The 25,780-nt window shown below is 63.9% G+C and carries 20 protein-coding genes; 2 read left to right on the top strand and 18 right to left on the bottom strand.

What is annotated here, in order from left to right:
* Positions 1-85 precede the first annotated feature (85 nt).
* From FVE66_RS04905 to FVE66_RS04885, 5 genes are read right to left on the bottom strand one after another with little or no spacing between them, the layout of a single operon-like run.
* The gene (locus FVE66_RS04905; protein WP_151446226.1) at positions 86-796 is read right to left on the bottom strand and encodes an ABC transporter ATP-binding protein; all 711 of its coding nucleotides are present in this window, start codon (positions 794-796) and stop codon (positions 86-88) included.
* Positions 793-1,530 (bottom strand): ABC transporter ATP-binding protein, encoded by a 738-nt coding sequence (locus FVE66_RS04900; RefSeq protein WP_241673007.1) that lies wholly within the window; start codon positions 1,528-1,530, stop codon positions 793-795. Before FVE66_RS04900 ends, FVE66_RS04905 begins: the two co-directional genes overlap by 4 nt.
* Positions 1,527-2,444 (bottom strand): branched-chain amino acid ABC transporter permease, encoded by a 918-nt coding sequence (locus FVE66_RS04895; RefSeq protein ID WP_151446225.1) that lies wholly within the window; start codon positions 2,442-2,444, stop codon positions 1,527-1,529. Before FVE66_RS04895 ends, FVE66_RS04900 begins: the two co-directional genes overlap by 4 nt.
* Positions 2,441-3,316, bottom strand: a complete 876-nt coding sequence (locus tag FVE66_RS04890) for a branched-chain amino acid ABC transporter permease (protein ID WP_151446224.1) — start codon at positions 3,314-3,316, stop codon at positions 2,441-2,443. The genes FVE66_RS04895 and FVE66_RS04890 overlap by 4 nt, the downstream gene beginning before the upstream one ends.
* A 38-nt stretch (positions 3,317-3,354) precedes the next feature.
* Positions 3,355-4,557 carry an amino acid ABC transporter substrate-binding protein gene (locus FVE66_RS04885; RefSeq protein ID WP_151446223.1) on the bottom strand — a complete coding sequence of 401 codons (1,203 nt, stop codon included), beginning with the start codon at positions 4,555-4,557 and terminating at the stop codon, positions 3,355-3,357.
* 233 nt (positions 4,558-4,790) lie between these two features.
* Here FVE66_RS04885 and FVE66_RS04880 point away from each other — a divergent pair, with 233 nt between their 5' ends.
* Both FVE66_RS04880 and FVE66_RS04875 read left to right on the top strand, forming a co-directional pair.
* The gene (locus FVE66_RS04880; protein WP_151446222.1) at positions 4,791-6,425 is read left to right on the top strand and encodes a bifunctional aminoglycoside phosphotransferase/ATP-binding protein; all 1,635 of its coding nucleotides are present in this window, start codon (positions 4,791-4,793) and stop codon (positions 6,423-6,425) included.
* Positions 6,426-7,362: 937 nt separating this feature from the next.
* Complete coding sequence (locus tag FVE66_RS04875) at positions 7,363-7,689, top strand: NIPSNAP family protein (RefSeq protein ID WP_151446221.1); 327 nt, start codon at positions 7,363-7,365, stop codon at positions 7,687-7,689.
* A 29-nt stretch (positions 7,690-7,718) separates the two neighbouring features.
* On the opposite strand, the gene FVE66_RS04870 is transcribed toward FVE66_RS04875, so the two are convergent.
* The 13 genes from FVE66_RS04870 to FVE66_RS04810 all read right to left on the bottom strand — a co-directional run bounded on the left by FVE66_RS04870 (position 7,719) and on the right by FVE66_RS04810 (position 25,646).
* Positions 7,719-8,117: a ribonucleotide reductase subunit alpha gene (locus tag FVE66_RS04870; protein ID WP_151446220.1), complete on the bottom strand. Its 399-nt coding sequence runs from the start codon at positions 8,115-8,117 to the stop codon at positions 7,719-7,721.
* Between the two features lie 10 nt (positions 8,118-8,127).
* A complete protein-coding gene (locus tag FVE66_RS04865) occupies positions 8,128-8,808 on the bottom strand; it encodes a nitroreductase family protein (RefSeq protein ID WP_194164349.1) in 681 nt (226 codons plus the stop codon).
* Positions 8,805-11,270 carry an adenosylcobalamin-dependent ribonucleoside-diphosphate reductase gene (locus tag FVE66_RS04860; protein ID WP_151446219.1) on the bottom strand — a complete coding sequence of 822 codons (2,466 nt, stop codon included), beginning with the start codon at positions 11,268-11,270 and terminating at the stop codon, positions 8,805-8,807. Before FVE66_RS04860 ends, FVE66_RS04865 begins: the two co-directional genes overlap by 4 nt.
* A complete protein-coding gene (locus FVE66_RS04855; RefSeq protein WP_151446218.1) occupies positions 11,260-12,015 on the bottom strand; it encodes a carbonic anhydrase in 756 nt (251 codons plus the stop codon). Before FVE66_RS04855 ends, FVE66_RS04860 begins: the two co-directional genes overlap by 11 nt.
* Positions 12,012-12,917, bottom strand: coding sequence for a peptidylprolyl isomerase (locus tag FVE66_RS04850; RefSeq protein WP_241673006.1), 906 nt, complete (start codon positions 12,915-12,917; stop codon positions 12,012-12,014). The genes FVE66_RS04855 and FVE66_RS04850 overlap by 4 nt, the downstream gene beginning before the upstream one ends.
* Before the next feature lie 16 nt (positions 12,918-12,933).
* Positions 12,934-13,719: a respiratory nitrate reductase subunit gamma gene (narI, locus tag FVE66_RS04845; RefSeq protein WP_151446217.1), complete on the bottom strand. Its 786-nt coding sequence runs from the start codon at positions 13,717-13,719 to the stop codon at positions 12,934-12,936.
* Entirely contained in the window at positions 13,716-14,420 is a 705-nt protein-coding gene (gene narJ / locus FVE66_RS04840; protein WP_151446216.1) for a nitrate reductase molybdenum cofactor assembly chaperone, read from the bottom strand. Before narJ ends, narI begins: the two co-directional genes overlap by 4 nt.
* A 16-nt stretch (positions 14,421-14,436) precedes the next feature.
* Positions 14,437-15,969 carry a nitrate reductase subunit beta gene (gene narH / locus FVE66_RS04835; RefSeq protein ID WP_151446215.1) on the bottom strand — a complete coding sequence of 511 codons (1,533 nt, stop codon included), beginning with the start codon at positions 15,967-15,969 and terminating at the stop codon, positions 14,437-14,439.
* A gap of 13 nt (positions 15,970-15,982) precedes the next feature.
* The gene (locus tag FVE66_RS04830; RefSeq protein ID WP_151446214.1) at positions 15,983-19,777 is read right to left on the bottom strand and encodes a nitrate reductase subunit alpha; all 3,795 of its coding nucleotides are present in this window, start codon (positions 19,775-19,777) and stop codon (positions 15,983-15,985) included.
* Between the two features lie 55 nt (positions 19,778-19,832).
* Complete coding sequence (locus FVE66_RS04825; RefSeq protein WP_194164348.1) at positions 19,833-21,497, bottom strand: MFS transporter; 1,665 nt, start codon at positions 21,495-21,497, stop codon at positions 19,833-19,835.
* Between the two features lie 26 nt (positions 21,498-21,523).
* Positions 21,524-22,786: an MFS transporter gene (locus tag FVE66_RS04820; protein WP_151446213.1), complete on the bottom strand. Its 1,263-nt coding sequence runs from the start codon at positions 22,784-22,786 to the stop codon at positions 21,524-21,526.
* 158 nt (positions 22,787-22,944) lie between these two features.
* Positions 22,945-23,700 (bottom strand): response regulator, encoded by a 756-nt coding sequence (locus FVE66_RS04815; RefSeq protein ID WP_151446212.1) that lies wholly within the window; start codon positions 23,698-23,700, stop codon positions 22,945-22,947.
* A gap of 44 nt (positions 23,701-23,744) precedes the next feature.
* The gene (locus FVE66_RS04810) at positions 23,745-25,646 is read right to left on the bottom strand and encodes a type IV pili methyl-accepting chemotaxis transducer N-terminal domain-containing protein (RefSeq protein WP_151446211.1); all 1,902 of its coding nucleotides are present in this window, start codon (positions 25,644-25,646) and stop codon (positions 23,745-23,747) included.
* Positions 25,647-25,780: the final 134 nt, after the last annotated feature.

The following is a 25,780-nucleotide window of genomic DNA, read 5'->3' as shown; positions in this document are numbered from 1 at the left end:
TCGTCCCGAAGCCCGGCCGGCACTCCGATCGCTGCACAGAAGCTGTCCCGGAGCACCTGCTCCCTTGGCGCGGATGGGTGGGGTCTCACAAACCGAGATAGGACTGCCGGATCCGCTCGCCGCCAAGCAATTGCGATCCGGGCCCCTGATCGACCACCCGCCCCTGTTCAAGGACATAGGCGTAGTCGCAAACCGCAAGCGCCTGGCGCACGTTCTGCTCGACCAGCAGGATGCCGGTGCCTTCCGCGCAAATCCGCCTGAGAATTGCAAACAGCTCGACCACCATCTTCGGCGCCAGCCCGAGGGATGGTTCATCGAGCAGCATGCAGGCCGGCTTGCTCATCAGCGCCCGGCCAACCGCGACCATCTGCTGTTCGCCGCCACTCATGGTTCCGGCCAGTTGCTGGCGCCGCTCGGACAGCCGCGGAAACATTTCCAGCACCTGCGCCATCAGCGCGCGCCGGGCCGATGCTGCAAGCAGATATCCGCCGAGTTCCAGGTTCTCTTCGACCGTCATCTGGGGAAACAGGTGGCGGCCTTCGGGCACCAGCACCAGGCCGCGCCCGACCCGGGCCGCCACCGACAGCGCATTGATCCTGTCGCCACCGAGAATGACATCGCCTGCCGAGACTGGAAGAATGCCCGACAGCGCCCGCATCAAGGTCGTCTTGCCGGCGCCGTTCGGCCCGACGATGACAGTCAGCCTGTTTTCCGGCACCGCAATATCGATGTCGCGGATGATCGCCAGCCGCCCATAGCCGGCACACAAGCCGCGGGTTTCCAGCAGCGCACTCATTGCGCCACCTCTTCGCCGAGATAGGCGCTGATCACGCTCTCGTCCTCGCTGACCTGTGCCGGCGTGCCGTCCGCCAGCAATCTGCCAAAGTGCAGCACCGCCACCCGGTCCACCGTGCGCATCAAGGTCCTGACCGCATGCTCGATCCACACCACGGTCAGCCCGTACTGCTTGCGCAGCCGGGAAATCAGCCGGGCCACATCCTCGACTTCACTCTCCGTGAGCCCGGCCGCCACCTCGTCCAGCAGCAACAGGCGCGGCGCGGTCACCAGCGCCATGGCGATTTCCAGTTGTCGCTGGCGCGCCGGCGGCAGCGACCCGGCAATCTCGCCGCGCAAGCCGCCGATGTGGGTCTCTTCGATCACCTCGTCGATCAGGGAACTCCTGCCGACCTGATTGCCGAAAGTGAAGGCGAAGCGGATGTTTTCCTGGACTGTCATGCCGGCAAAGATCCGCGGCGTCTGGAAGGTGCGCGCCACACCGGCCCGGCAGAAGGCCTCGGGCGGCTTGCCCTGCATCTCCCGGCCGTCCATGCGCACCAGTCCGCTGGTGGGGACGATGATCCCGCTGATGGCATGGAAAAAGGTGGTCTTGCCGGCCCCGTTCGGACCGATGATGCCGACGAACTCGCCGTGCGCGACGTCCAGCGTGACGCCGGACAAGGCCGCCAGTCCGCCGAACTGCATGCCCAGGCCCTGTACCGACAACATGGGTGCCGCCGACGGCATGTTCATGCGCCCTCCTTCTTGCGGCGCAGCAGCGCGCGCCAGCGGATGCTGGCGATGCCATCCGGCAGGTAGAGCACGCACACGATCAGCAGCACGCCGAGCATGATCAGGTAGGCATGCGGCAAGTTCAGGCGCAGCAGGTCCGACAGCAGGCTCAGCACGATCGCGGCCAGCAACGGCCCGCGCCAGGTAGTGACGCCGCCGATCATGGCAATCAATACCGTCTGGAAGCCTATCAGCGGGTTGAATGCGGAATGCGGATCGATGTAAGTCCAGCGCACGGCCATCGCCGCGCCGACAGCGCCGGCGAACCATGCAGACAGCGCAAATCCGATCATCTTGACGCGCCGCGGATTGACGCCGAAGGTGGCGGCGCGCTGCTCGTCGGCGCCGATGCCGCGCATGGCGAATCCCAGCCTCGAGGATTCGACCAGCTTCCAGGTCACGACCGACAACAGCGCCAGCACCAGCATGGTCCAGTACAGCACTTCATTCGACGGCACGGCGGTCACGACCCGGCCGACGGTGCCGGAAACCGATTTTTCGATATAAGTGACCGAATGCCTGACCAGCTCGCCGAGCCCGAAGGTCAGCACCGCGAAATAGGTGCCGCGCAGGTGCATCACGGCGGCGCCGACCATCAATGCAAACACTGCCGAGACCAGGCCGCCCGCAACAATCAGCAGCGGCCATGGCAGTTGCTGTATCGCCAGCGCCGTGGTGTAGGTGCCGAGGCCAAACAATGCGGAGGTTGCCAGCGACAGGTAACGGGTGGTGCCGCTGAACATCGACCAGCTGACTGCAAGGGCTGCATACATCATGCAGGTCATGGCCAGCGACAAGCCGAACTCCGACAGCACCCATGGGCCGGCGGCAAGCGCGAGACCGGCCAGCGCGACAAGGATCAGGAAATTTTTCATCGGGAAAACAGTCCGCGCGGCCGGGCAATCAGGATCACCACGAAAATACCGTAGCTCAGCAGCATCTTCAGGGATGGATTGGTGAAGTGCGTACCGAAACTCTCCACCAGCCCGAGCAGGATGGCGGCGGCAAAGCTGCCGCCAATACTGCCCAGCCCGCCCAGCGTGATCACGATCAGCGCCATCACCGTGTACGACTCGCCGATGGACGGCGAAACTTCGTAAATCATGCTCAGCAGCCCACCGGCCAGTCCGGCCATGGCGATGCCGAGCGCGAACACGAACGGATGCAGGCGCTGGGTATCGATGCCGACCAGCCAGGCGCCGAGCGGCGACTGCAGCATGCCGCGCACAGCCTTGCCGAGCAGGGTTTTCTGCAGCAGCAGGATCAGGCCGACGCTGGCGGCCATTGCCAGCAACAGCACCAGCAGCCGGTTCCGGGTCACGATCACGCCGCCATACTTGACCGTCTCGCTCATGAAGTCATAGCCGCGCATGTCCGCGCCCCAGATCAGCATCGCCATGTTCTGCAGGATGAACATCAGCCCGAAGCCGACGATCAGGCTGCGCTCCTCGACCTGGTCGAGCGACCTGGAGCTGGCGCTCAGGCGGCGGAACACCAGCCGGTGCAGCAGCAGGCCGGCGGCGAAGCTGATGATCACCACCACCGGCAGGAACAACAACGGACTGAGGCCGGTCACGGTGTGCAGCGTGAACATCAGGAACGCGCCGATCATCAGGAACTCGCCGTGGGCGATGTTCAGGATGCGCATCAGCCCATATTGCATGTTCAGGCCGATGGCGATGACGGCATAAATGCCGCCAATCACCAGCCCGTTCACGACCAGGTCCGCAAACAGGGAAAGATCCATGCTCCTGCCTGCCCGCTATTGCTTGCCCGGCGCGCGGGTCACTTCTTCCATGCCGGCTTGACCGGGATCAGTTTGGCGGTGGCGCGATTGGCCGGCCAGACCACCTCGAACTCGCCGTTCTGCCATTGCCCGACCGTGCCCGGGATGCTGGCGTTTTCCCCTTGCGAGAATCGGATCTTGCCAAGGATGGTATTGAACTCGGTGCTGGCGATGTGCTCGCGCAGCGCCTTGCGATCGAGTCCGACTTTGCCGACTGCCTGCTGCAGGATCTCCAGGCCAGCCCATGCGTGGCCGCTGGCCCAGCGGTCCGGCTCTTTCTTCATCTGCGCAACATGGGCGTCGAAATAGGCCTTCGCGCCCGGAGAGACCCTGGAATTCCAGCTGCCCATGCCCATCACGCCCTCTGCGCTGGCGCCCATGCGCGCCTTGTACAGCGGAAAAGCGGTGCCGACCGAGGCGTAGAAGATGCGCGGATTGAACTCGATCTCGCGCGACTGGGTGGAAGCGAGGATGGTGTCGGGCGGGTAGGTGATGCCGATGAAGGCATCCGGGTTCATGCCCTTGATCGCCTTGAGCACCGACGACAGGTCTTTCACGCCCAGCGGATAGCTCTTGCTTTCGACGATCTGGATGTTCTTGCCGCGCAGCGCCACCCGCAGCGAAGCCATGTTCTCGATGCCGAACAGGTCGTCCATGTAGATCACGGCAATCGTCTTGACGTTGTTGGCGGTCAGCATGTCGACCAGCGCGCCCATCATCTTGTCCGGTTGCTGCAGCAGCGAGAAGAAATACGGCAGCTGCATGTCGATCAGCTTGCGCGACAGCGCGGTAGGCGCCAGCATCGGATAGCCGAAGCGGTTGGCCAGTGGCGCAATCGCGAAGTTCATGGCCGAGCCCCACGGCGGCAGGATCAGGTCGACCTTGTCGCTGCCCATCAGCTTTTCGTAGGTGCGCACCGCGGTTTCGATTTCACTGCGGTCGTCGTACGAAACCAGTTCCACCTTGCGTTTCTGACCCTTGACCGACAATCCGCCAGCCGCGTTCACCTGCTGCGCCCACAGCAGGTAGTTCGGCTCCTGCGACACCTGCGCGCCCGGCGCATAGGGACCGCTGCGCGACATCGTGTAGCCGATCCGGACCGGCTTGTCGCCCGATTGGGCGAAGCCGACCGTGGGTGCGGCAGCGGCCGCGATCATCGCGGCACTCAAAAGGCGGCGCTTCGGGTTGAAATCCTGGGTCATGTCGTCTCCATGATTGTGGAATGAAAGGGCCATTCATTCGCCGCATGTACTGCCGGCTTCATATTTTATTTCTGGATTCCAAGTTACATGAACCTGCGAATGATGTATACCCGCAGCGCCCGCAAGCACAAGAAAACACCCGGGCCCAGGCCAGGGCCCGACACAAGTTACCACTCGCTATACTGGCGGACATGGGAGGAACACGATGAGAGCTGGACGATGAGAGAGACACGATGACGCGGGCAAGCACGCCTGAAAACGAACCATTGCTCGAACAGCGTACCCTGCTGTCGGCACTGATGCAGTCGCTTGCGGCCAGCGGCGAGCAGGTCAATCTGTTCGAAACCCACATCTCCCTGGTGATCGTCACCCCCCGCCTGGCGTGGAAATTCAAGAAGCCGGTGCGCATAGACGTGCTCGACTTCACCAGTCTCGATGCGCGCCGCCATTATTGCGAGGAAGAGCTGCGGCTGAACCGCCGCACTGCACCCGACATCTACCTCGGTGTGGACGCCATCGCCGGCACGCCTGGCGCCCCACGGCTGGTGGACATCGGGCAGGCCAGCGAGGACGCCCCGGCGCTCGACTATGCGGTGCGTATGCGCAGCTTCCCGCAGGAGGCACTGTGGGAGCAGCGTGCTGCGCGCCACGCCTTGGGCTATGACGAAGCCGCCGCACTGGGCCGCTCGCTCGGGCAGTTCCATCGCGACGCCGCCGTTGCCGAAGCCGGCAGTGAATACGGCGATCCTGCCGCCCTGCTCGCGGTCAGCCGCAGCAATCGTCACGAAATTGCCGCGCTGCTGGACGATGACGCCGCGCGCGCACAACTGCGCTCGATCGACCGCGATCTCGAGTCGCTGCATGCGGCACTGGCCCCGCTGCGCCGGACGCGCAAAAGCGAAGGCCGGGTACGCGAATGCCACGGCGATCTTCATTGCGGCAACCTGCTCACGCTGGATGGCCGCCCGCTCGCGTTCGACTGCATTGAATTCAACCCTGCGCTACGCTGGCTGGACGTGATCGACGACATCGCCTTCGCCATCATGGACTTGCGCATGGTCGGAGAAGAAAAGATCGCGGCCTGCCTGCTGGACGCCTGGCTGCAGGAGAGCGGCGATTACGGCGGGCTGCGGCTGCTGAATCCGGCAATGGCTGAACGGGCGCTGGTGCGCTGCAAGGTGGGGCTGCTGCGCGCAAAGCAGCAGGAAACCGATGCCGCTATCGCGACCCGTGCACGCGCACTCGGCTACCTGGCGCTGGCCCGGCGGTGCCTGGATCCGCAGCCGGCGCGGCTTGTCATCACCCACGGCTTTTCGGGCAGCGGCAAATCGACGGTGGCGGCCGAGCTGGCCCGCATGCTGGGTGCGTTGCGGCTGCGTTCGGACGTCGAGCGCAAGCGGCTGCTCGGGATGGCGGCGACCACTCATCCGACCGGCGCAGAGCGCCTGGCGCTGTACACCGAACAGGCAAGGCTGGACGTGTACGCGCACCTGGCGCAGCAGGCGGCCCATGTGCTGGCAAGCGGCATGACAGCGGTGGTGGATGCGACCTTCCTGCTAGGTCCGCAGCGCGACATGTTCCTGCGCCTGGCCATCGAGCTTGGGGTTCCACTGCTGATACTCGACTGCCGTGCCGATCCGGCGGTACTGCGCCAGCGCCTGCTGGCGCGCCAGCGGGCCGGCGCTGACCCGTCTGATGCGGACATCGCGGTGCTGGAGCAGCAGTTGGGGCGGCATGATGTGCTGAGGCGGGACGAGGCCGGACGGACGATCGTGGTGGAGACTGGGGTGGAAGCGCCGGAGGACGCGGCGCGGCGGGTGGTGGGGGTGGTTGAGGGCGCCGGGATGGCGGCGGCACCTGGGATGTAATTCGCAGCCTTTCAGGATCTGGGTATTGCCGGCATCCGTTAGTGTGGGGTTTTGCGGTTTTGTGGCTTATTGGCTTGCGGTTCGTGTGGCTGGGTTTGATGGTTGTGGTTGTGAAGCCGGGAGACACCCCGGCGGGTGTGTCCCTTTCTTTTTAAAAAGAAAGGGACCAAAGAAAACACCGTCAAAACCCACTTGGCCAACGCCCGCTTCGATAGGCAACCAGACTCGGATGTCTGGGCTAACCCTGTGCAACGTTCGCGAGAGATGATCCCTCGGCTGTGGGCCGCTTACCTAATCAGCCAACCCCATGAAGTGTCTTATACCGATGCCCGGCGCACCGTTGACTCTTAATGTTTTTCGAAGCTTCAAATTGACGCTTGAGGACACTGGTTCGGGTCGATCGAACCTTGGCGCAATGATCAGCCACAAGTTGAATCAGGTCGCCTGATCACCCGATCACCCGATCATCAGGTCATCAGCTTTTCAGATCAATGCTCGGTTGTAGATGGTCGATCGGGGCCACGGTGATTCAAGCGTTGGCTGTAGCCATACGGTTTTGACGTACCCCCCGTATACGACGCCCCGAAATCTGATGGCATGGCGGATAAAGAAGCGTGCTTGTCTGAGCGAAGCGAGTTTGCACGCTTCTCCGCCAGGCCGTCGGATTTCGGGGGAACCCCGAAGGGGCGTCGTATTCGGGTCGCCTTTCTTTGCGTCCTTTCTTTGGCGAGCAAAGAAAGGACGTCGCCCGCCGGGGCGAGTCCCGGCTTGGTCGCATTCAACGATAGTTCGAAAGCAGCACAACCGCTAGCAAGGAAAGGAAAACGCCAGACAGGAATCGCTGAGATGTCGGTAATGGCTCCTCTTGCAGAGTCGCGTTATCCTGAGGCGCCGCAAGAAATACCGAATCCCACCCATCACACTCAGAAAGGACATCATGCTCCACGAATTGCGCGTCTACCGCTGCCTTCCCTCGCGCCTGCCCAAGCTGCTGCAGCGCTTCGAGAACATCACGCTGAAACTATGGGAAAAGCATGGCATCCGCCAGGCCGGCTTCTGGACCGTGCTGGTCGGCGAAAGCAATCACGACCTGTTCTACATGCTTGAATGGGAAAACCTGGCCGAGAGGGAGCAGAAATGGAGCGCCTTCAGCGCCGACCCGGAATGGCTTGCGGCCCGGGCCGAAACCGAGCGCGAGGGACCGATCGTGGAATCGATCTCCAACCAGATACTGGCGCCGACTGCATTCTCGCGCGTGCGCTGAGCGTCGAGCGCAGGGCGAGCAACGCAGCGTCAGCCTAGCCGCACCGCCAGGCCCTGGCGGTCGAAAGGGATGAAGTTGCCAAGCTCGCCGCGCCGGATCGATTCGACCATCCGCTGCAGGGGCTCTTCGGCCGCTTCGCTGGTGACTGCATGCGCCAGCGGCAGTCCTGCTGCGAACAGCAACTGCCAGGCATGCCCGAACTGGCCAGCTTCGTTCACCAGTGCGCCGAACGAGGGCAATTCCTCGGGCCGCTTGTCGACGCACATCAGCGGCACCAGCGCGCCCCCTTCACCCTGCTCGAAAGCCCGCCGCTGTTCCGGCGTGCTGTCCTCGGGCAATTCCGCGCCGGCGAATACAAACAGCAGGCGCTGCGGCTCGGGCTGCGCGCGAGCGGCGAGCAGCAGGTCGTCAAAGCTGGAAATATCCATGGAAGTCCGGTCAGCCTGTAAAAGGAAAATCGGCGGCGCCGTCGGGCGCCGGTCCGGCATCGCCTGCCAGGCAGGTGACGTAATTGAGAGGGGATGGCCGCACCCGCGGACGCTGTCCTGCCTGCACCGTACCGATGCTGACGAAGCACAGTGCATGCTCGCCCTCCTCCAGTTTGAACAGCGTGCGCAGCGGCGCTGACTTCAATGCCTTGCCGCTGGTCAGCGCCGAGCCATAACCGAGCGCAGTGGCCATCAACAGCACGTTCTGCACCGCGCAACCGGCAGAGACGATACGCTCCTCGCAGTCGATCGCCGGGTCGCCGCTACCGCCGTCGACCACCACCAGCATCAGGAACGGCGCGCGCTGCGCCTTTTCCCGCGCCTGCGACACCTGCCCGGGCGTGGCCGCGGGATCGCGCTCGATCAGCGCGGCGGCGAAGGCATCGCCAAGCTCGCCACGCGCCGCCTGTGGCACCACGATGAAGCGCCACGGCAACAGCCGCCCATGGTCCGGCGCGGTGGAGGCGGCGTCAAGAATGCTTTCCATTTCGCGCCGGTCCGGCCCCGGCGCCAGCAAGCGCTTGGGCAGGATGGTCTGGCGCGCCCGCATCAGCGAGGCCGCCATTTCCGCCAGGTCAGGCGTATCCGCCGGGACCGCCGCCAGCGGATCGGTCCCGGCGCCGGCGTTCATCCACAAGATCCCAGATGACCGCACTGGGTGCAGTAATCGCAGCCGTCCTTGCGGATCACCGCGTGGGCGCCGCATTCACTGCATTTGCGACCAGCCATGACCGGTGGCGCCAGCGTTTCGAGCGCTGCCGGCGCGGATGAGCCTGAGGATGAGGCGGCGGGTATTGCCGGCGCGGGAGCAACTGCCGGCGCCCCCTGGCCCGCGCGCTGGGCAATGATGTTCTGCACGGCATAGGCGATGGCGGCGACTTCGGAGTCGTGCCACAGCGGGACGCGGGTGCCGTCTTCCTTCTGGTAGGTGCCCAGGCGCACCGGACCGCGGTCCCATGCCACCTTGCGCATATCGCTCAGCGCACGGTCGAGAAAACCGCCGCGGGCTGCCAGCGAAAGCATGCGCATGCTGGATGTGATCCATTGCTGCGACTCGCCGCTCTGCCCGACCGGCATGAAAAACTCGATGGCGCGCTCCAGTACCCCGCCTGCAGGCGACGGCACTGGCAGGAAGGACACCACCAGATAGAAGGTCTTGCGCCCTTCCGTGGTCCAGTATTCGACCTTCTCGGCCACCGCCGACAATGCGCCCTTGGGGCGGCTTTCGATGACGCTGCGCATCGGATCCACCCCGGCGCCGCTTGCGCCTTCCTGCTCCGATGCCGGCTCGGCCGCAGCCGGGCTGACGTCCAGCACCGATCCCAGGATCGCGTTCGGACGATAGGTGGCCAGGCCCTTCAGCTGCGCCTTCCAGGCCTGCAGGTAGAGGTCCTTGAAATCGTCGTAGGCGTAGTCCTCCGGCACGTTGACCGTCTTGGAGATGGAGGTATCGACGAAGGGCTGTACCGCCTCCATCATGCCGATGTGGCCCTGGGCCTGCATCTCCAGCGCCGAGACGAAATAGTCGGGCAGATTGTCGACGTCGCCGCCGAGCAATCGGTACAGGCGCCAGGCGTGGTCTTCGACCGCGTATTCCGAGGTGCTGCCGTCGGACTCGCGCTTCTTGCGGCGGTACATCCACGAGAACGGCGGCTCGATGCCATTGGAGGCGTTGTCGGCAAAGGCCAGGCTGACGGTGCCGGTGGGCGCGATCGACAGCAGGTGGCTGTTGCGGATGCCATGCTTTCGGATCGATTTTTGCAGCGCCGGCGGCAGGCGGCTGGCAAAGGTGCCCTTCGCCAGGTAGCCGTCGGCGTCGAATTTCGGGAACGGTCCTTTTTCGATGGCCAGCGCGACCGATGCTTCATACGCCGCATCGCGCATGCTGGCGGCAATACGGGCCGCCATCTCGCGCCCGGCGGGCGCGTCATAGCGCAGGCACAGCATTGCCAGCACATTGCCCATGCCGGTGAAGCCGACGCCGATACGGCGCTTGTCGGCAGATTCCGCACGCTGCTGCGGCAGCGGCCAGAACGTGACCTCCAGCACATTGTCGAGGGCGCGCACTTGGGTCGCGACCGATTTGGCGAAGGCGTCGAAATCGAATTCCGGCGCGCCGCCGAAACCGAAAGGATTGCGCACGAAGCGGGTCAGGATGATCGGGCCAAGGTCGCAGCAGCCATACGGCGGCAGCGGCTGCTCGCCGCAGGGGTTGGTGGCGGCGATCGACTCGCAGTAGCGCAGGTTGTTGTCCTGGTTGATGTGGTCCAGGAACAGGATGCCCGGCTCGGCGAAGTCATAGGCCGAGCGCATCACCGCGTCCCACAGTTCGCGCGCCGGCATGGACTTGTAGACCCACATGCCGTCGTCGCGCAAGTGGGCGCCTTTCTCGATCAGCGCGGCGCCGGGACGGCAACGGTGTACCAGTTCCCACTGCTGGTCGCGGCCGAGCGCCTGCATGAATGCATCGGGCACGCCGACCGATACGTTGAAATTGTTCCACCGTCCCGGGGTGCGCTTGGCGGTAATGAATTCGAGCACGTCCGGATGGTCCATGCGCAGCACGCCCATCTGCGCGCCGCGGCGGGCGCCGGCGCTTTCCACCGTCGAGCAGGACTGGTCAAAGACATTGATGTAGCTGCAGGGCCCCGACGCCATCGACGCCGTGCCCTTGACATCGGCGCCGCGCGGACGGATGCGCGAAAAGTCGTAACCGACGCCGCCGCCACGGCGCATGGTTTCGGCGGCCTCGCGCAGGGCTTCGTAAATACCCGGATAGCCTTCGTCGTCCACACCCTGGATGCAGTCGCCCACCGGTTGCACGAAACAGTTGATCAGCGTGGCCTGGATCTCGGTCCCGGCCGCGCTCATGATCCGGCCCGCGCCAATGGCGCCGGCATACAGGTTCTTCAGGAATGCTTCTTCATGACGGGCGCGGTCGGCTTCCGGTTCGACCGAGGCCAGTGCCCGCGCCACGCGGCGAAACAGGTCGTCGACGCTGGTCTCGCCGGGCTTCAGGTATTTTTCCCGCAACACATCGTCGCTGATGGGCTGGCTGGTTGCCGCTTCGCGGGAATGACTATCACGCTTCATTAGGGTCTTGCTCCACATGGTTCTGGTAGGGCCCGGTGCCGCTGTTGGAGGCACGCGAGGCAGGAATGAAGTCGCCGGTGCGGGCGTCGAAGACATGGACTTCGCCATCTTCGATGACATAGTGCCAACCGTGCAGCGTCAGCTTGCCGGCCGTCACTGCCCTTTGCACCATAGGATAGCCCATCAGGCGCTCGAGTTGCAGCACGACCGCACGCTGTTCCGTGCGCCGCAAGGCCTCGCTTGAGGGCTGCACAGGCAGCAGCGCCTCGCCGGCGAGCTTGAGCCAGTTGCGCAGCGCAACCGCCTCCGTGGGCACGCCTTCGTAAGCGGCCCGGATGGCGCCGCAATGGCTGTGTCCGCACACGACGATGCGCTCAACATGCAAGTTGAGCACGGCGAATTCTACCGCAGCCGTGGTGCCATGCAGCCCGCCCCATTCACAGAAATCACCGCTCCCATCCGCCGCCACGCCCGGAGCCCCGCCATGGATTCCGTGAGGATCACGGACGATACCGTCATATGGCGGCACGAAAGCGCCGACATTACGAACGATAAAGAGATCGCCGGGACCGGTTCCGGTCAACAGGTAAGGCACCAGCCTGGAATCCGAGCAACCGATGAACAGCGTCTTTGGATGCTGCCCGCCTGCCACCAGGCCCTGGAACTCCGCCTGGTGCAAGGGAAAATAGTCCGAGTGAAAGCGGCGCAGCCGCAGCAACAGCTCGTCGTCTTCAGGCTCGCTCATTGCACCAGGGGGGAATCCGCGCCGTCCAGCTCTACGCCCTCCACCACGGCCTGGCCAACCAGCAGCCGCATGTACTGGTGCAGGGCGCGGCTGCGCGAATTCAGGCTCAGGTGTGCGGCCACGCGGTCGCGCACTTCCTCGAACGAGGCCTGCCGGCCTTCGCGCCGCTCCAGCACCTCGATGATGTGAAAACCGAAACGGGTATGCACCAGGCGCTTGAGCACGCCCTCCGCCTGGAGCCCGTTTTGATGGAACAGCTCCTTGGCCAGTTCCGGCGCGCAATCGTCCGGCCCGATCCAGCCAAGGTCGCCCGCCTGCGTGCTGCTCGGGCAGTTCGACAGTTGCGCGGCCAGTTCGGCGAAGCGCCCGGCCGCAACATCCTTGTGCAACAGTTCCAGCAGGGCCTGGTCGGCGTGCCGGGTCAGTGCGTTCACGTTCACGCCCGGCGTGACGGCGAACAGGATGTGCCGCAGGTGCAGCGCACGGCCGACCACGAATTGCGACTGGTTGGCATCGTAATAGCGCCGGCATTCCGCGTCGCCCGGTTCCGGCGTGATCACGGCCCGGTCCACCATCTCCTCGATCGCCAGCCGCGCCGCTTCGTCCAGTCCGGCGGCGCTGGCATGCGCGTCCGCTGCCAGCAAGCCGCTGTTGACCGCCTCCTGCCGCAGCAGTTCGGTGTAGGCCAGTTCGCGCAGGGAATCAGGATCCGGCCGCTGGCCCGGTGCATGCAGGGGGATGCCGTTGATGCTGGCGACTGCTGTCCCGGCTGGCGCTTCTGCAGAGACGCCTGCGCATTGGCACTCGCCGCCGCAACTGGCCGCTGCTGGAGCTGGAGCTGGAGCTGGAGCGGGCGCCGGAGCGGGCGCCGGAGCCGGCATTTTCAATTCGATCGCGTTCATCTGCATTCCTTTACGGTCAGGACTGTTTGTGCACAGGCTTGCTTGCCGCCGCCGGCCGTGCCGGGGTGTCGACCGGGCCGGGCATCCTGCTGCCCAAAGGCTGGCGCGGCGTCATGCCCAGATTGCGGCTGCGCACCAGCTGGTAGGGACGGAACACATAGGCCAGCGTGCCGAAGCCGCTCCACACATGCACCAGCCGCGTGAAAGGAAAGATCAGGAAAATCGTCATGCCAAGGAACATGTGCAGCTTGAACACCGGCCCCGCTTGCGCCAGCAGCTCTACCGCGCCGCCGCGGAAGGTAACGATGCGTTGCGCCCATTCGGCCAGCAGCAGCATCATGCTGCCATCCAGGTGACGCGCCGACAGCGGAATGGTGGCCAGGCCGAGCACCAGCTGCAGCCACAGCACGACCAGCAGCATGATGTCGCTGGGCCTGGAGGTCTGGCGGATGCGCGGGTCGGTCAGGCGGCGGTGCAGCAGTATGGTGACGCCGATGAAGGCGAGGACGCCGAACACGCCGCCCGATACCATCGCCACGATCTGCTTGTGGCCGGCGCTGATGAAGGACTCGTACAGGAAGTGCGGGGTGAGCATGCCCACGGTGTGCCCGAAAAACAGGAACAGCACGCCGATGTGGAACAGGTTGCTGCCCCAGCGCAGCTGGCCGGCGCGCAGCAACTGCGAGGAGTCGCTCTTCCAGCTGTACTGGTCGCGGTCGAATCGCATCAGGCTGCCGAGCAGGAAAACCGCCAGGCACAGGTAGGGATAGATGCCGAACAGGAAATAGTCGAGCGAGCTCATGCTGTCACTCCTTTCGAATCTGGATTCCGGGTATTCCCGGGATTCCCGGGATTCTTGCGGACGATGTGGATCGGCTGCGCTTCACCCGGGCGCGCCTGCCCGCGTGTGCTGCAGCCGTCGAAAGCGGCGGGCTCGGCCCAGCTTTCGTCCATCGGCTCGTCGGGCTGGATTTCCACCGCCTGCACTTTTTCACCGGCCAGTTCCAGCACGGCGGCGATCACGGCGGCGTACGGGCTGCCGCGCTGCAGCAGGCCGCTGAAGATGGCCTGCAGGATATGCGCCATCTCGCCCAGGAATTCGCGGGCGATGCGGTCGGGCTGGGTGGAGGCAAACTCCAGCACCACGCCCAGATGGTCTGGCAGCTCGTCGGGAGCCAGGAACAGTCCTGCCTTTTCATAGGTCTGGGTCAGGTCGACCATGGCCGGGCCGCGGTCGCGGGAATCGCCATGCACATGCTCGAACAGGTGCAGCGAAGTGGCGCGGCCGCGATCGAAGGTCTCGACATAACGCGCTTCGATCTCGAACGGATCGGTGCGCATCAGTTCTGCCGCCAGCGCGCGCAGCTCGGCCCGGCGCGCGGCCGGCACCAGCGCTTCGGCGTCCAGTGCGTCCAGCACCTGCGGCAGGCTGGCACGCAGCTCCTGGTCCGGATAGGACAGCAGCAGGGCCAGCGCTCGCAGGGAGTACGGATGGTGTTTCATGCAATTCCTCCTGGCGTCAGAGCACCGATTGAATGGGGATGGTGCGGCGCTTCTCGCTGCCGAACAGGCTGGTTTCGGTGCTGCCCTCGGAACAGCCGTTGCCGAACGAGAAGCCGCAACCGCCGCGCAGGTCGAATGCGTTTTCCGCATATTCCCGGTGCGAAGTGGGGATCACGAAGCGATCTTCGTAGTTGGCGATCGCCATGGTCTGGTACATGTCCTCGACTTCGTTCACGGTAAGACCGACCTGCTGCAGCACCTGCAGGTTCTGCATCTGGTCCACATGCTTGCCGCGCTGGTAGGCGCGCATTGCCAGCATGCGTTCCAGCGCCCGCACCACCGGCACCGGATCGCCGGCAGTCAGCAGGTTGGCCAGGTATTGCACGGGTATGCGCATCTGGCCGATGTCGGGCAGTTCGCCATTGATGCCGATCTGGCCGGCGTTGGCAGCCGAGGTGATCGGCGACAGCGGCGGCACATACCAGACCATCGGCAGCGTGCGGTATTCGGGATGCAGCGGCAGCGCGACTTTCCATTCCACCGCCATCTTGTAGACCGGGCTCTTGCGCGCCCCTTCCATCCACGAGTCGGGAATGCCGTCCAGCCGCGCCTGCTCGATCACCTTCGGATCGTTGGGGTCCAGGAAAATGTCGAGTTGCGCCTGGTACAGGTCCTTGTCATCTTCGACGCTGGCAGCTTCCGCAATCCGGTCGGCGTCATACAAGATCACGCCCAGGTAGCGGATGCGGCCGACGCAGGTTTCCGAACAGACGGTCGGCTGGCCGGCTTCGATGCGCGGATAGCAGAAAATGCATTTCTCCGCCTTGCCGCTCTTCCAGTTGTAGTAGATCTTCTTGTACGGACAGCCGGAGACGCACATGCGCCAGCCGCGGCACTTGTCCTGATCGATCAGCACGATGCCGTCGTCCTCGCGCTTGTAGATCGATCCCGACGGGCAGGATGCGACGCAGGCCGGGTTCAGGCAGTGTTCGCACAGGCGCGGCAGGTACATCATGAAGGTATTCTCGAACTGGCCGGCCATGTCCTTCTGGACCTGGTCGAAGTTGTCGAGGTTGGCATCCTTGCTGCGCTTGGCAAACTCGCCGCCCAGGATCTCTTCCCAGTTCGGGCCCCATTCGATCTTTTGCATGCGCTTGCCGGTGATCAGGCTGCGCGGACGCGCGGTCGGCGCCGCCCTGACTTCGGGCGCGGACTGCAAGTGGTCATAGTCGAAGGTGTAGGGCTCGTAGTAATCGTCGATCTGCGGCAGGTTGGGGTTGGCGAAGATGCGCATCAGCAGCTTCCACTTCCCGCCCTGCCGCGGCTCGATGGAGCCGTTGGCCAGGCGCTTCCAGCCACCCTGCCATTTTTCCTGGTTCTCCCATTCCTTGGGATAGCCGATACCGGGTTTGGTCTCGACATTGTTGAACCATGCGTATTCCATGCCCGGACGACTGGTCCAGACGTTCTTGCAGGTGACTGAACAAGTGTGGCAGCCGATGCACTTGTCCAGGTTGAGCACCATGCCGATCTGAGCGCGTACTTTCATCGAATTCTCCTTGTCAGGCCTGCACGGTGGCCGGTGCTTCGTCGTCCAGCCAGTCGATCTTGTTCATCTTGCGCACCACCACGAACTCATCGCGGTTGGTGCCTATGGTTCCGTAGTAGTTGAAGCCATAGCTGAACTGCGCGTAGCCGCCGATCATGTGGGTCGGCTTGGTGACGATGCGGGTCACCGAGTTGTGTATGCCGCCACGGGTGCCGGTGATTTCCGAACCCGGCGTGTTGATGATCTTTTCCTGTGCGTGGTACATCATCACCATGCCGGGCTTGACCCGCTGGCTCACCACCGCCCGCGCCGCGATGGCGCCGTTGGTGTTGAACAGTTCCACCCAGTCGTTGTCGACAATGCCGGCACTGCGGGCGTCGTCTTCGCTCAGCCAGATCACCGGGCCGCCGCGATTAAGCGTCAGCATCATCAGGTTGTCGCTATAGGTGGAGTGGATGCCCCACTTCTGGTGCGGCGTGATGAAGTTCAGCGTGATCTCGGAATGACCATTCGGCTTGCGGCCCATGACGTCGACGATGGTCTTCAGGTCGACCGGCGGCCGGTAGCTGGAGAGCCCTTCGCCGAACGCACGCATCCACGGGTGGTCCAGGTAGAAATGCTGGCGGCCGGTCAGCGTGCGCCATGGGATCAGTTCATGGACATTGGTGTAGCCGGCGTTGTAAGACACTTTTTCGCTTTCCAGGCCGGACCAGGTCGGGGACGAAATGATCTTGCGCGGTTGCGCCTGGATGTCGCGGAAGCGGATTTTCTCGTCTTCACGGTGCAGCGCCAGGTGGGTATGGTCGCGCCCGGTGATCTTGCCCAGCGCTTCCCAAGCCTTCACAGCCACATGGCCGTTGGTTTCCGGCGCCAGTTGCAGCACCACTTCGCAGGCGTCGATATCGGTCTCGATCCTTGCCATGCCCCTGGTCGCGCCTTCGTCCCCCACCCGGCCATTGAGCTCGGCCAGCTGCCGCACTTCATCTTCCGTGTTCCAGGCGATGCCCTTGCCACCATTGCCGACCTTCTCCATCAAGGGGCCAAGCGCGGTGAAGCGCTTGTACACGTTCGGATAGTCGCGTTCCACCACCTGCACCTGTGGTGCGGTCAGGCCCGGAACCAGTTCGCATTCGCCCTTGCTCCATTCCTTGACATCGAAGGGCTGCGCCAGCTCCGCTGGCGTGTCGTGCATCAGCGGCGTCAGCACCACTTCCTTCTCGACCCCGAGGTGACCGACGCAAACTTCGCTGTAGGCCTTGGCAAATCCCTTGTAGATGTCCCAATCGCTGCGCGACTGCCATGCCGGATCGACCGCAGTCGACAGCGGATGGATGAACGGATGCATGTCGCTGGTATTGAGGTCGTTCTTTTCGTACCAGGTCGCGGTCGGCAGCACGATGTCCGAATAAAGACAGGTCGTGCTCATGCGGAAGTCCAGCGTCACCAGCAAGTCCAGCTTGCCTTCCGGCGCCTCCTCGTGCCACTTCACCTCTTGCGGCCTGGCTTCCTCGACGCCAAGGTCGCGCCCCTGCACGCCGTGGGTCGTGCCCAGCAAGTGCTTGAGGAAATATTCATGCCCCTTGCCGGATGATCCCAGCAGGTTGGAGCGCCAGACGAACATGTTGCGCGGCCAGTTGGCCGGATCGTCCGGATCCGCGCAGCTCATCTTCAGCGTGCCGTCCTTGAGCGACTTGACCACATAGTCTTTCGGGTCCATGCCCTGGGCGCTGGCATCGCGCACCACCTGCATCGGATTGGTCTGCAACTGCGGCGCGCTCGGCAGCCAGCCCATGCGCTCGGCGCGCACGTTGTAATCGATCAGGCTGCCGCCAAAGAGTTTCTTGTCGGCCAGCGGCGACAGGATCTCGTCCACGCCCAGCTTTTCGTAGCGCCACTGGTCGGTGTGGGCATAGAAGAAGCTGGTCGAATTCATCTGGCGCGGCGGACGCGCCCAGTCCAGTGCAAAGGCCAGCGCGGTCCAGCCGGTTTGCGGCCGCAGCTTTTCCTGGCCGACGTAATGCGCCCAGCCGCCACCGCTCTGGCCGATGCAACCGCACATCATCAGCATGTTGATGATGCCGCGGTAGTTCATGTCGCTGTGGTACCAGTGGTTCATCGCCGCGCCGATGATGACCATCGATTTGCCCTTGGTCTTGTGCGCGTTGTCGGCGAACTGGCGCGCCACCGCAATCACCTGGTCCCGCTTGACGCCGGTGATCTTCTCCTGCCACGCCGGGGTGTAAGGGGTGTCGTCATCGTAGCTGGTGGCGGCATTCTCGCCTGGCAGTCCGCGGGACACGCCGTAATTGGCGACGGTCAGGTCGAACACGGTGGCCACCAGGGTGTAGCGCTCCTCGCCTTCCTTGCCCAGCCTGATGCGGCGCACCGGCACTTTCCGCACCAGCACGTCTTGCTGCTTGTTGGCGCTGAAGTTCGGGGTGTCGATGCCGCCGAAATACGGGAAGCCGACATCCAGCGCCTGGTAGTCCGGCTGCGCCCCTTCCATCAGGCTCAGCTTGAGCTTGACCTCACTGCCGTGGCGCGCCTCCTTGTCTTCCAGGTTCCACTTGCCAGCATCCGTGCGGCCGGCGGCGCCCCAGCGAAAGCCGATCGAGCCATTGGGCAGCACCACCCTGTCGTTCTCGTCGAGCGCGGTGGTCTTCCATTCCGGATTGTTGTCCTGTCCCAGCTTGCCGTTGAAATCGCTGGCGCGCAGGTAGCGCCCCGGGACCAGCACGGTACGGCCGTCGGCCAACACATGCTCTTCCAGCTGCACCAGATTGGGCATGTCGGTGTAGCGCCGCACGTAATCGTCGAAATAGCTGCTGCGGCCGTTCTCGCCTTCGCCGAAATAGAATTCCTTCAGGATCACGTGGCCCATCGCCATCGCCACCGCGGCATCGGTTCCTTGCTTGGGATGCATCCACAGGTCAGCCAGCTTGCTGACTTCAGCATAGTCCGGCGTGATGGCCACCGTCTTGGCGCCCTTGTAGCGCACTTCGGTGAAGAAGTGGGCATCCGGCGTGCGGGTCTGCGGCACGTTCGAGCCCCAGGCGATGATGAAAGTCGAGTTGTACCAGTCGGCCGACTCGGGCACGTCGGTCTGCTCGCCCCAGACTTGCGGGCTGGCTGGCGGCAAATCGCAATACCAGTCGTAAAAGCTCATGCAGACGCCGCCGATCAGGGACAGGTAGCGGCTGCCGGCGGCATAGCTGACCATCGACATGGCAGGAATCGGTGAGAAGCCGATCACGCGGTCCGGGCCGTACTTTTTCGCGGTATAGACATTGGCGCTGGCAATCAGCTGGTTGACCTCGTCCCAGGTGCTGCGCACGAAGCCGCCGAGGCCGCGCTGCTTCTGCCAGTCCAGCCGCGACTCCTGGTTCTCGACCACGGCTGCCCAGGCATCGACCGGGCTGGCCGCCACCGCCAGCGCGGCGCGCCAGTGCTTGAGCAGGCGCGCCCGCACCATCGGGTATTTGACGCGGTTGGCGCTGTACAGGTACCACGAGTACGAGGCGCCGCGGGCGCAACCGCGCGGTTCGTGGTTGGGCAGGTCGGGACGGGTACGCGGGTAATCGGTCTGCTGGGTTTCCCAGGTCACGATGCCGCCCTTGACGTAGATTTTCCAGGAGCAGGAACCGGTGCAGTTCACGCCATGCGTGCTGCGCACGATCTTGTCGTGCGCCCAGCGGTCGCGGTAGGCGTCTTCCCAGGTGCGGTCTTCGCCGGTGGTAAGGCCGTGCGTGCCAGAGAACGATTCCTTCGGGCTGGAAAAGTGGCTCAGTCGGTCAAGGAAATGACTCATGCGAATCTCCGTTGAATATTGTGGCTATTGCGTGAAATGGGTGTCGTGAGCGGGTTCATGGATTCTTGATCTCGGCGCCTGCGCGCAGGTAGAACCACCAGTTGAGCACCAGGCACACGGCGTAGAAAGCTGCGAATCCGTACATCGCCAGCTCGGGGGAGCCAGCCTTGATCTGCTGGCCGATCACCACCGGCGCGATGAAGGCACCGTAGGCGGCGATGGCGGAAGTCCAGCCCAGCACCGGGCCGGCCTGCTGGCGGTCGAAGATCACGCCGATGGTGCGGAAGGTCGAACCGTTGCCGATGCCGCTGGCGGCGAACAGCAGCACGAACAAGAGCATGAAGATCAGGAAGTACTGCTCCGGCGTGGCGGACTTGTAAGCCAGCAGCATCACGTAGCCGACCGCGGCCGAGGCGACCACCATTACCGCCGAAATGATCTGGGTGACGATGGAGCCGCCGACCTTGTCCGAGATCCAGCCGCCGACCGGCCGTATCAGGGCGCCGACGAAGGGGCCGATCCAGGCGTAGGTCAGGGCCGAGGGCGCATTCGGGTTTTTCATGGTGTGCTGCATCACCCCGGCAGCGTCAGGCACATGGCTGATGCCAAAGATCACCGTGATCGCCAGCGGCAGCGCCATCGAAAATCCGATGAAGGAGCCGAAGGTGACGATGTACAGCGCCGTCAGCGACCAGGTGTGCTTGTTGCGAAAGATTGCGAACTGCGTGACGATGCCTTCCTTCATGGTGCCGAAGGCAGTCAGCTTCAGCACCAGCAAGGTGCTGACCACGATCAGCGGCATCGCGACCCACATGTTCAGCAGGCCCATGCCGGTCGGCTTGGGCAGGTACAGGTACAGGCCGATGATGGCCGGCACGAACGACAGCGTGTAGAGCCAGATGATCTTGAGGAAGGCCGCTATGGTTCCGCCAATGGCGGGCGACACCGTCTTCAGGTTGTTCATGCCGAAGAAGCAGAGAATCCCCAGCGGCACCAGCGAGATTACCCAGGCAAATCCGGCGTTCTGGATATAGGTTGCGGTGCCGGCCGGGATCTTGCCGAGGATCCAACCGCTGTCCTTGACCAGCTTCATCGAGTCGCCGCCATAGGCGCCGAACAGGCTGACCGTCATCACCAGCGGAATCACGATTTGCATGCTGGTCACGCCAAAGTTGCCGAGGCCGGCGTTGATGCCCAGCGCCGTGCCCTGCAGCCGCTTCGGAAAAAATGTGCTGATGTTGGACATCGAGCTGGCGAAGTTGCCGCCGCCGACGCCCGACCACAAGGCCATCAGCTGGAAGGTCCACAGCGGCCATTCCGGATGCTGGAGCACGATCCCGGTGCCGATCGCCGGCGCCAGCAGCATGGAGGTGGTCAGGAAGATCGTATTGCGTCCGCCGGCCAGGCGGATCAGGAAAGACGCCGGAATGCGCATGGTGGCACCGGCCAGCCCGGAGATCGCGGTCAGCGTGAACAACTCGGCCTGGGTGAAAGGAAAGCCGAGGTTGAGCATCTGCACCGTGATGATTCCCCACATGCCCCAGACGGCGAAGCCGCACAGCAGGGCCGGCACCGAAATGAACAGGTTGCGGTAGGCGATGCGCTTGCCGGTGCTTTCCCAGAAGCGTTCGTCCTCGGGGCGCCAGTCGGCGATGTCGGCGCCGCGGTTTGCTGCCCCTGCCGGCAAGCCGGTGAGGTCGGCACTATTGTTTTTATTCATGATCGATCCTTTGGAAGACGGGCGGTTCAGCCCTTTGCATCGGCCGCGTTGGGCCCCATCACTTCGGCACGCCGGACTTCAGTCCAGTACATCCAGATCAGCGACACCCACACCACCCCGTACAGCAGCATGAAGGCGCTGGAGCGGATGCCGGTCAGGTCCATCAGGGCGCCGAACATGATCGGCAGCACGAAGCCGCCGAGTCCGCCGGCCAAGCCGACGATGCCGCTGATGGCACCGAGGTTTTTCGGGTAGTCATCGCTGATGTACTTGAACACGCTGGCCTTGCCAAAAGCCCAGGCAATGCCGAGCACGAACATCAATGCAGTGAATGCGTAGACGTTCAGTCCGAGATGGAAAGTGGTCGGACCGTTGATGGTCGCGATGGTGAAATCAGTTTGCGGATAGGACAGCAGGAACAGGCAGATCCAGCTGACCCACAGCACCCACCAGGTGACGCTATGGGCGCCGTACTTGTCCGAGAGGATGCCGCCGAAGGCGCGCAACACGCCGCCCGGCAGCGAAAAGCAGGCCGCCAGCAAGGCTGCCACGCGGATGTCGAGGCCGAACTCGCCAACGTAGTACTGCACCATCCACAACGACAGCGCAACATAGCCGCCGAACACGATGCTGTAGTACTGGCAGTACTTGACGACCTTGGGATCCTTGAGGGCCTTGAGCTGGTCCATGAACGTAACGTTGCTGGGGACCAGATGCGCGGGATCGGAACTGCTGAACAACCAGAACAACACCAGCGCGCCCAGCATGATGGCGGCGTACACCTGCGGCACCATGGCCCAGCCAAATGCCACCACCAGCACCGGTGCCAGGAATTTGTTGACGGCGGCGCCGGAGTTGCCTGCGCCGTACACGCCCATCGCCATGCCCTGCCGCTCTTTCGGGAACCAGCGTGCGACGTAAGGGGTGCCGACCGAGAAGGAACCGCCGGCCAGGCCGACGAACAGGCCGATGGTGAGGAAATGCCAGTACTCGGTGGCATAAGACATCAACCAGATGGCCGGAATGGTGGCAGCCATCAGCAAGGCCATGACGATGCGGCCGCCATACTTGTCGGTCCAGATGCCCAGCGGCACCCGCACCAGTGAGCCGGTCAGCACCGGCGTCGCCATCAGCAGGCCGAACTCGGTGGCGTTCAGGCTGAGCATCTTGCGGATCGGGATGCCGATCACGCCGAACATCATCCACACCATGAAGCAGACGGTGAATGCGAGGGTGCTTACGATCAGCACGGACCATGCCCTTCGCGACTGGTTCAATTCGGACGCCATTTCTTCCTCCCCGAGTGTATGGCAACACTTTCGGCGAAGACCGGTCCGGTGAATATCCTCCTGTCGGCAAACAGGCCAGCTAAAAAGGATGAGGGCCGGGCACGGCCCTCATCCTGAAGAACTACTGCGGCGTCAAAGCGGGGAGTTTTTGATGCAGATCAACGGATGTCGCGGCTGGCGGCGTATACAGCCGCCTGCACACGCGAGTTGAGGTGCAGCTTGCGCAGGATGTGCTGGACGTGAATCTTCACGGTGGTTTCCGCGATGGCCAGCTTGCGGGCGATCAGCTTGTTGCTGTCACCGCAGGCGATCAGGGCCAGCACCTCCCTCTCCCGGACTGACAGGATCGGCAGGCCGGCGTCGGCCTGCGTGGCCTGGGCAGGCGCGTCGCCTCCGGCATCGCTCTCTGCGTCGGCCTGTCCACCGATCGCGACCGGCGCGCCAGCGCCCTGTGCGAGGACCGCTTCCGGCATCGCAACCGGTGGCCTGGAGCGGAACGCAAGAACCAGCTTGGTCATCATTTCGGGACTGACGACGGATTCGCCGGCCAGCACCTTGACGATGTATTCGGCCAGGCGGTCGAGTTCGACCGTCTTCAGCAAGTAGCCGTCGGCTCCACCCTGCAGCGCCGCCGCGAGGTCGTTCTCGTTTTCGCTGACGGTCAGCATCAGCACCCGCGTGTCCGGGGCCGCCTCTTTCAGCGATGCTATCCCGTCTACGCCAAGCACGCCGGGAAGATGATTGTCGAGCAGGACCAGGTCGGGCGCCGCCCGCTCGACGCAGCGCAATGCTTCTCCGATATCGCCGGCCTGGCCAGTTACCGCGAAGCGCGCATCTTGCGACAGCAGCGCCACCAGCCCGCGGCGGAACAGGGCGTGGTCGTCGACCACCAGCAAGCGGATCGGATCATTCATGCAGCTTCACTCCGGTCGGAAAAATTGTGTGAGGGGGTGGTCCATCAAGCCTCCTGGCCTGCGTGCGCCATATCGGCCGCGAGCATGGTCTGCGGTGGCAAGGTCAGGGTGACAGTGGTCCCCTGCCCCGGCGCGGAAACCGCTTCGACGTCGGCGCCGATGCGCAGCGCCCGTTCGCGCATGATCTTCATGCCGACATGCGACTCGTCCGGCGCGTTGGCGGCGTCGAACCCGATGCCGTCGTCGCGCACCACGAAGCGCCAGCGAGTTCCCTTGGTTACCTCCAGCATGACCTGGGTGGCGTTCGCATGCTTGCGCACGTTGGACAGTGCTTCCTGCACCACATGCAGCACCTGGACCTGGGTGTCCGCCGGCAATGGCAGGCCCGCCCCTTCCACCTGCAGCTGCGCCGGCAACCCGGTCTGGTGCTGGAATTTACGCAGGGTCTCCTGCAACGCCTGCCCGATATCGTCGGTATTGGTGCGCGTGCGGAAATGCATCAGCAGTTCGCGCACATCGCCTATGCTTTCCCGGAGGCCGTTATCCAGTTCATCCAGCGCCAGCCGCAGTTGCTGGCGGTCGCCGCGCTGGTCAGCGCTCCTGAGCAGTTGCACCTGTATCTTCAGGAAGGACAGCGACTGCGCGATCGAGTCGTGCAGGTTACGCGCCAGCAGCGCTCGTTCCTCGGAAACCGCAGCCTCCCGGTCCAGCGCCGCAGCGCGCAAGCTTTCCAGCGAGCTGGCGAGATGGCTGGCCAGGGCATCCAGCAGTTCGATTTCTTCATCGTTCAACACCACATCGCTGCGGAAAAACAGGTTCAGCTCGCCCAGCAGCCTTTGCTGGAACCGGATCGGAACGCTGACCACGCTCTGGTAGCCAACGCGGGCGCAGTGCCGCACCGGCGCGTCATGGTGGCTCACGATCGGAATCACCCGGGTGCGCTCTTCAGGACGCAGCGCGCCGCAGGAACAGGTACCGGCCAGCAGGCTGCGCTCCTCCTCCAGCAACTCCTGCGGGAAGCAGTCGGACGCCAGGATCAGGTAGCGATGGTTGGCTTCGTCGGACCAGCGCACGACCGTGGCGTCCGCCTTCATGATCGTGCGCACCCGCTGAGCAAAGCCGCGCGCAAGCTCGTCGATGGTGCTGGCGCTGCCCAGGAAGGCGCTGACCTGGTACAGCGCCTCCAGCCGTGCCCGCTGCGCTTCGATGTGGCGAGTCTTGTCCTGGACCTTCGATTCCAGCCCTTCATAAAGCGACTGCAGGGTTGCGGTCATGTGGTTGAAGCCGGCGGCGACCTGGCCGAACTCATCCTCGGTATCGACTTCTATGCGGGCGGTGAAATCGCCGCCCTCAACCTTGCGCAGGCTCTGTTGCAGCCGCCCGATTGGATTGATCACATACATGTAGCCGGTGTAGAGCAGCACCACCGCGCCGCCGATCGCCAGCGCCATCATCACGAACTGGATCAGGTTGAGGATGGCAGTCAGCCGCGACAAATGCTGCTCGATGGCGAACACCAGCAGTTCGATGGCTTCGACGAAATGCCCGGCAGCGCTCAACGAGGCGTCGGCACCGGGGCCGGGGGTCGCCAGCCACTGCCCGCGCTGGGATTCCCATACCGATTCGACTTGCGCCAGCCGCTCGGCCACCGGCTCGGTCTTCGGAACGAACAGGGGCCGGAACGGGTCTCCACTATGCAGGACGGCCAGGCTGCCGTCGAACTGGCGCACCAGGTCCTGCAGTTCGGTGCTACTACGGCCGGCCTGGGCCGAACTGGCCAGTCGCCAGGCCTGCATCCGCATGCGGCCGGCCTCGTTGACCGCCGCCGCACCGCCTTCGAGCTGCCAGGTCACCCAGACCGTCAATCCGATCGATACCAGCGCAACCACCAGCAAGGCGGTACCGATGCGTATCAGTTTGCTGGACAGGGATGCATTCTTTCTCATCCGATCAGAGTACCCGTGTTCGAATGTCGCCGCCAGTGTCAGCGTCAAGGGAATAGCCCGAATTGAGATTGTCCGTTGTCAGCTCCAAAAAGCCGATAGCCGCCTGCAGTCGGGCCAAATTTTAGAAAATCTCA

This window comes from Lacisediminimonas profundi (genome assembly GCF_008831265.1).
GTDB classification, from domain to species: domain Bacteria; phylum Pseudomonadota; class Gammaproteobacteria; order Burkholderiales; family Burkholderiaceae_D; genus Lacisediminimonas; species Lacisediminimonas profundi.
The sequence above is the reverse complement of the archived record's forward strand: the minus strand, read 5'-3'. Positions and strand labels throughout refer to the sequence as shown.

What these genes read in the sequence shown, in the direction of transcription:
- FVE66_RS04885 (WP_151446223.1), bottom strand. Translation starts at nt 4,557, where the DNA reads ATGACCCAGGATTTCAACCCGAAGCGCCGCCTTTTGAGTGCCGCGATG.
- FVE66_RS04890 (WP_151446224.1), bottom strand. Translation starts at nt 3,316, where the DNA reads ATGGATCTTTCCCTGTTTGCGGACCTGGTCGTGAACGGGCTGGTGATT.
- FVE66_RS04855 (WP_151446218.1), bottom strand. Translation starts at nt 12,015, where the DNA reads ATGAGCGAGCCTGAAGACGACGAGCTGTTGCTGCGGCTGCGCCGCTTT.
- FVE66_RS04830 (WP_151446214.1), bottom strand. Translation starts at nt 19,777, where the DNA reads ATGAGTCATTTCCTTGACCGACTGAGCCACTTTTCCAGCCCGAAGGAA.
- FVE66_RS04825 (WP_194164348.1), bottom strand. Translation starts at nt 21,497, where the DNA reads ATGAATAAAAACAATAGTGCCGACCTCACCGGCTTGCCGGCAGGGGCA.
- FVE66_RS04880 (WP_151446222.1), top strand. Translation starts at nt 4,791, where the DNA reads ATGACGCGGGCAAGCACGCCTGAAAACGAACCATTGCTCGAACAGCGT.
- narH (WP_151446215.1), bottom strand. Translation starts at nt 15,969, where the DNA reads ATGAAAGTACGCGCTCAGATCGGCATGGTGCTCAACCTGGACAAGTGC.
- FVE66_RS04875 (WP_151446221.1), top strand. Translation starts at nt 7,363, where the DNA reads ATGCTCCACGAATTGCGCGTCTACCGCTGCCTTCCCTCGCGCCTGCCC.
- FVE66_RS04820 (WP_151446213.1), bottom strand. Translation starts at nt 22,786, where the DNA reads ATGGCGTCCGAATTGAACCAGTCGCGAAGGGCATGGTCCGTGCTGATC.
- FVE66_RS04900 (WP_241673007.1), bottom strand. Translation starts at nt 1,530, where the DNA reads ATGAACATGCCGTCGGCGGCACCCATGTTGTCGGTACAGGGCCTGGGC.
- FVE66_RS04870 (WP_151446220.1), bottom strand. Translation starts at nt 8,117, where the DNA reads ATGGATATTTCCAGCTTTGACGACCTGCTGCTCGCCGCTCGCGCGCAG.
- narJ (WP_151446216.1), bottom strand. Translation starts at nt 14,420, where the DNA reads ATGAAACACCATCCGTACTCCCTGCGAGCGCTGGCCCTGCTGCTGTCC.
- FVE66_RS04850 (WP_241673006.1), bottom strand. Translation starts at nt 12,917, where the DNA reads ATGAACGCGATCGAATTGAAAATGCCGGCTCCGGCGCCCGCTCCGGCG.
- FVE66_RS04905 (WP_151446226.1), bottom strand. Translation starts at nt 796, where the DNA reads ATGAGTGCGCTGCTGGAAACCCGCGGCTTGTGTGCCGGCTATGGGCGG.
- narI (WP_151446217.1), bottom strand. Translation starts at nt 13,719, where the DNA reads ATGAGCTCGCTCGACTATTTCCTGTTCGGCATCTATCCCTACCTGTGC.
- FVE66_RS04810 (WP_151446211.1), bottom strand. Translation starts at nt 25,646, where the DNA reads ATGAGAAAGAATGCATCCCTGTCCAGCAAACTGATACGCATCGGTACC.
- FVE66_RS04815 (WP_151446212.1), bottom strand. Translation starts at nt 23,700, where the DNA reads ATGAATGATCCGATCCGCTTGCTGGTGGTCGACGACCACGCCCTGTTC.
- FVE66_RS04865 (WP_194164349.1), bottom strand. Translation starts at nt 8,808, where the DNA reads ATGAACGCCGGCGCCGGGACCGATCCGCTGGCGGCGGTCCCGGCGGAT.
- FVE66_RS04860 (WP_151446219.1), bottom strand. Translation starts at nt 11,270, where the DNA reads ATGAAGCGTGATAGTCATTCCCGCGAAGCGGCAACCAGCCAGCCCATC.
- FVE66_RS04895 (WP_151446225.1), bottom strand. Translation starts at nt 2,444, where the DNA reads ATGAAAAATTTCCTGATCCTTGTCGCGCTGGCCGGTCTCGCGCTTGCC.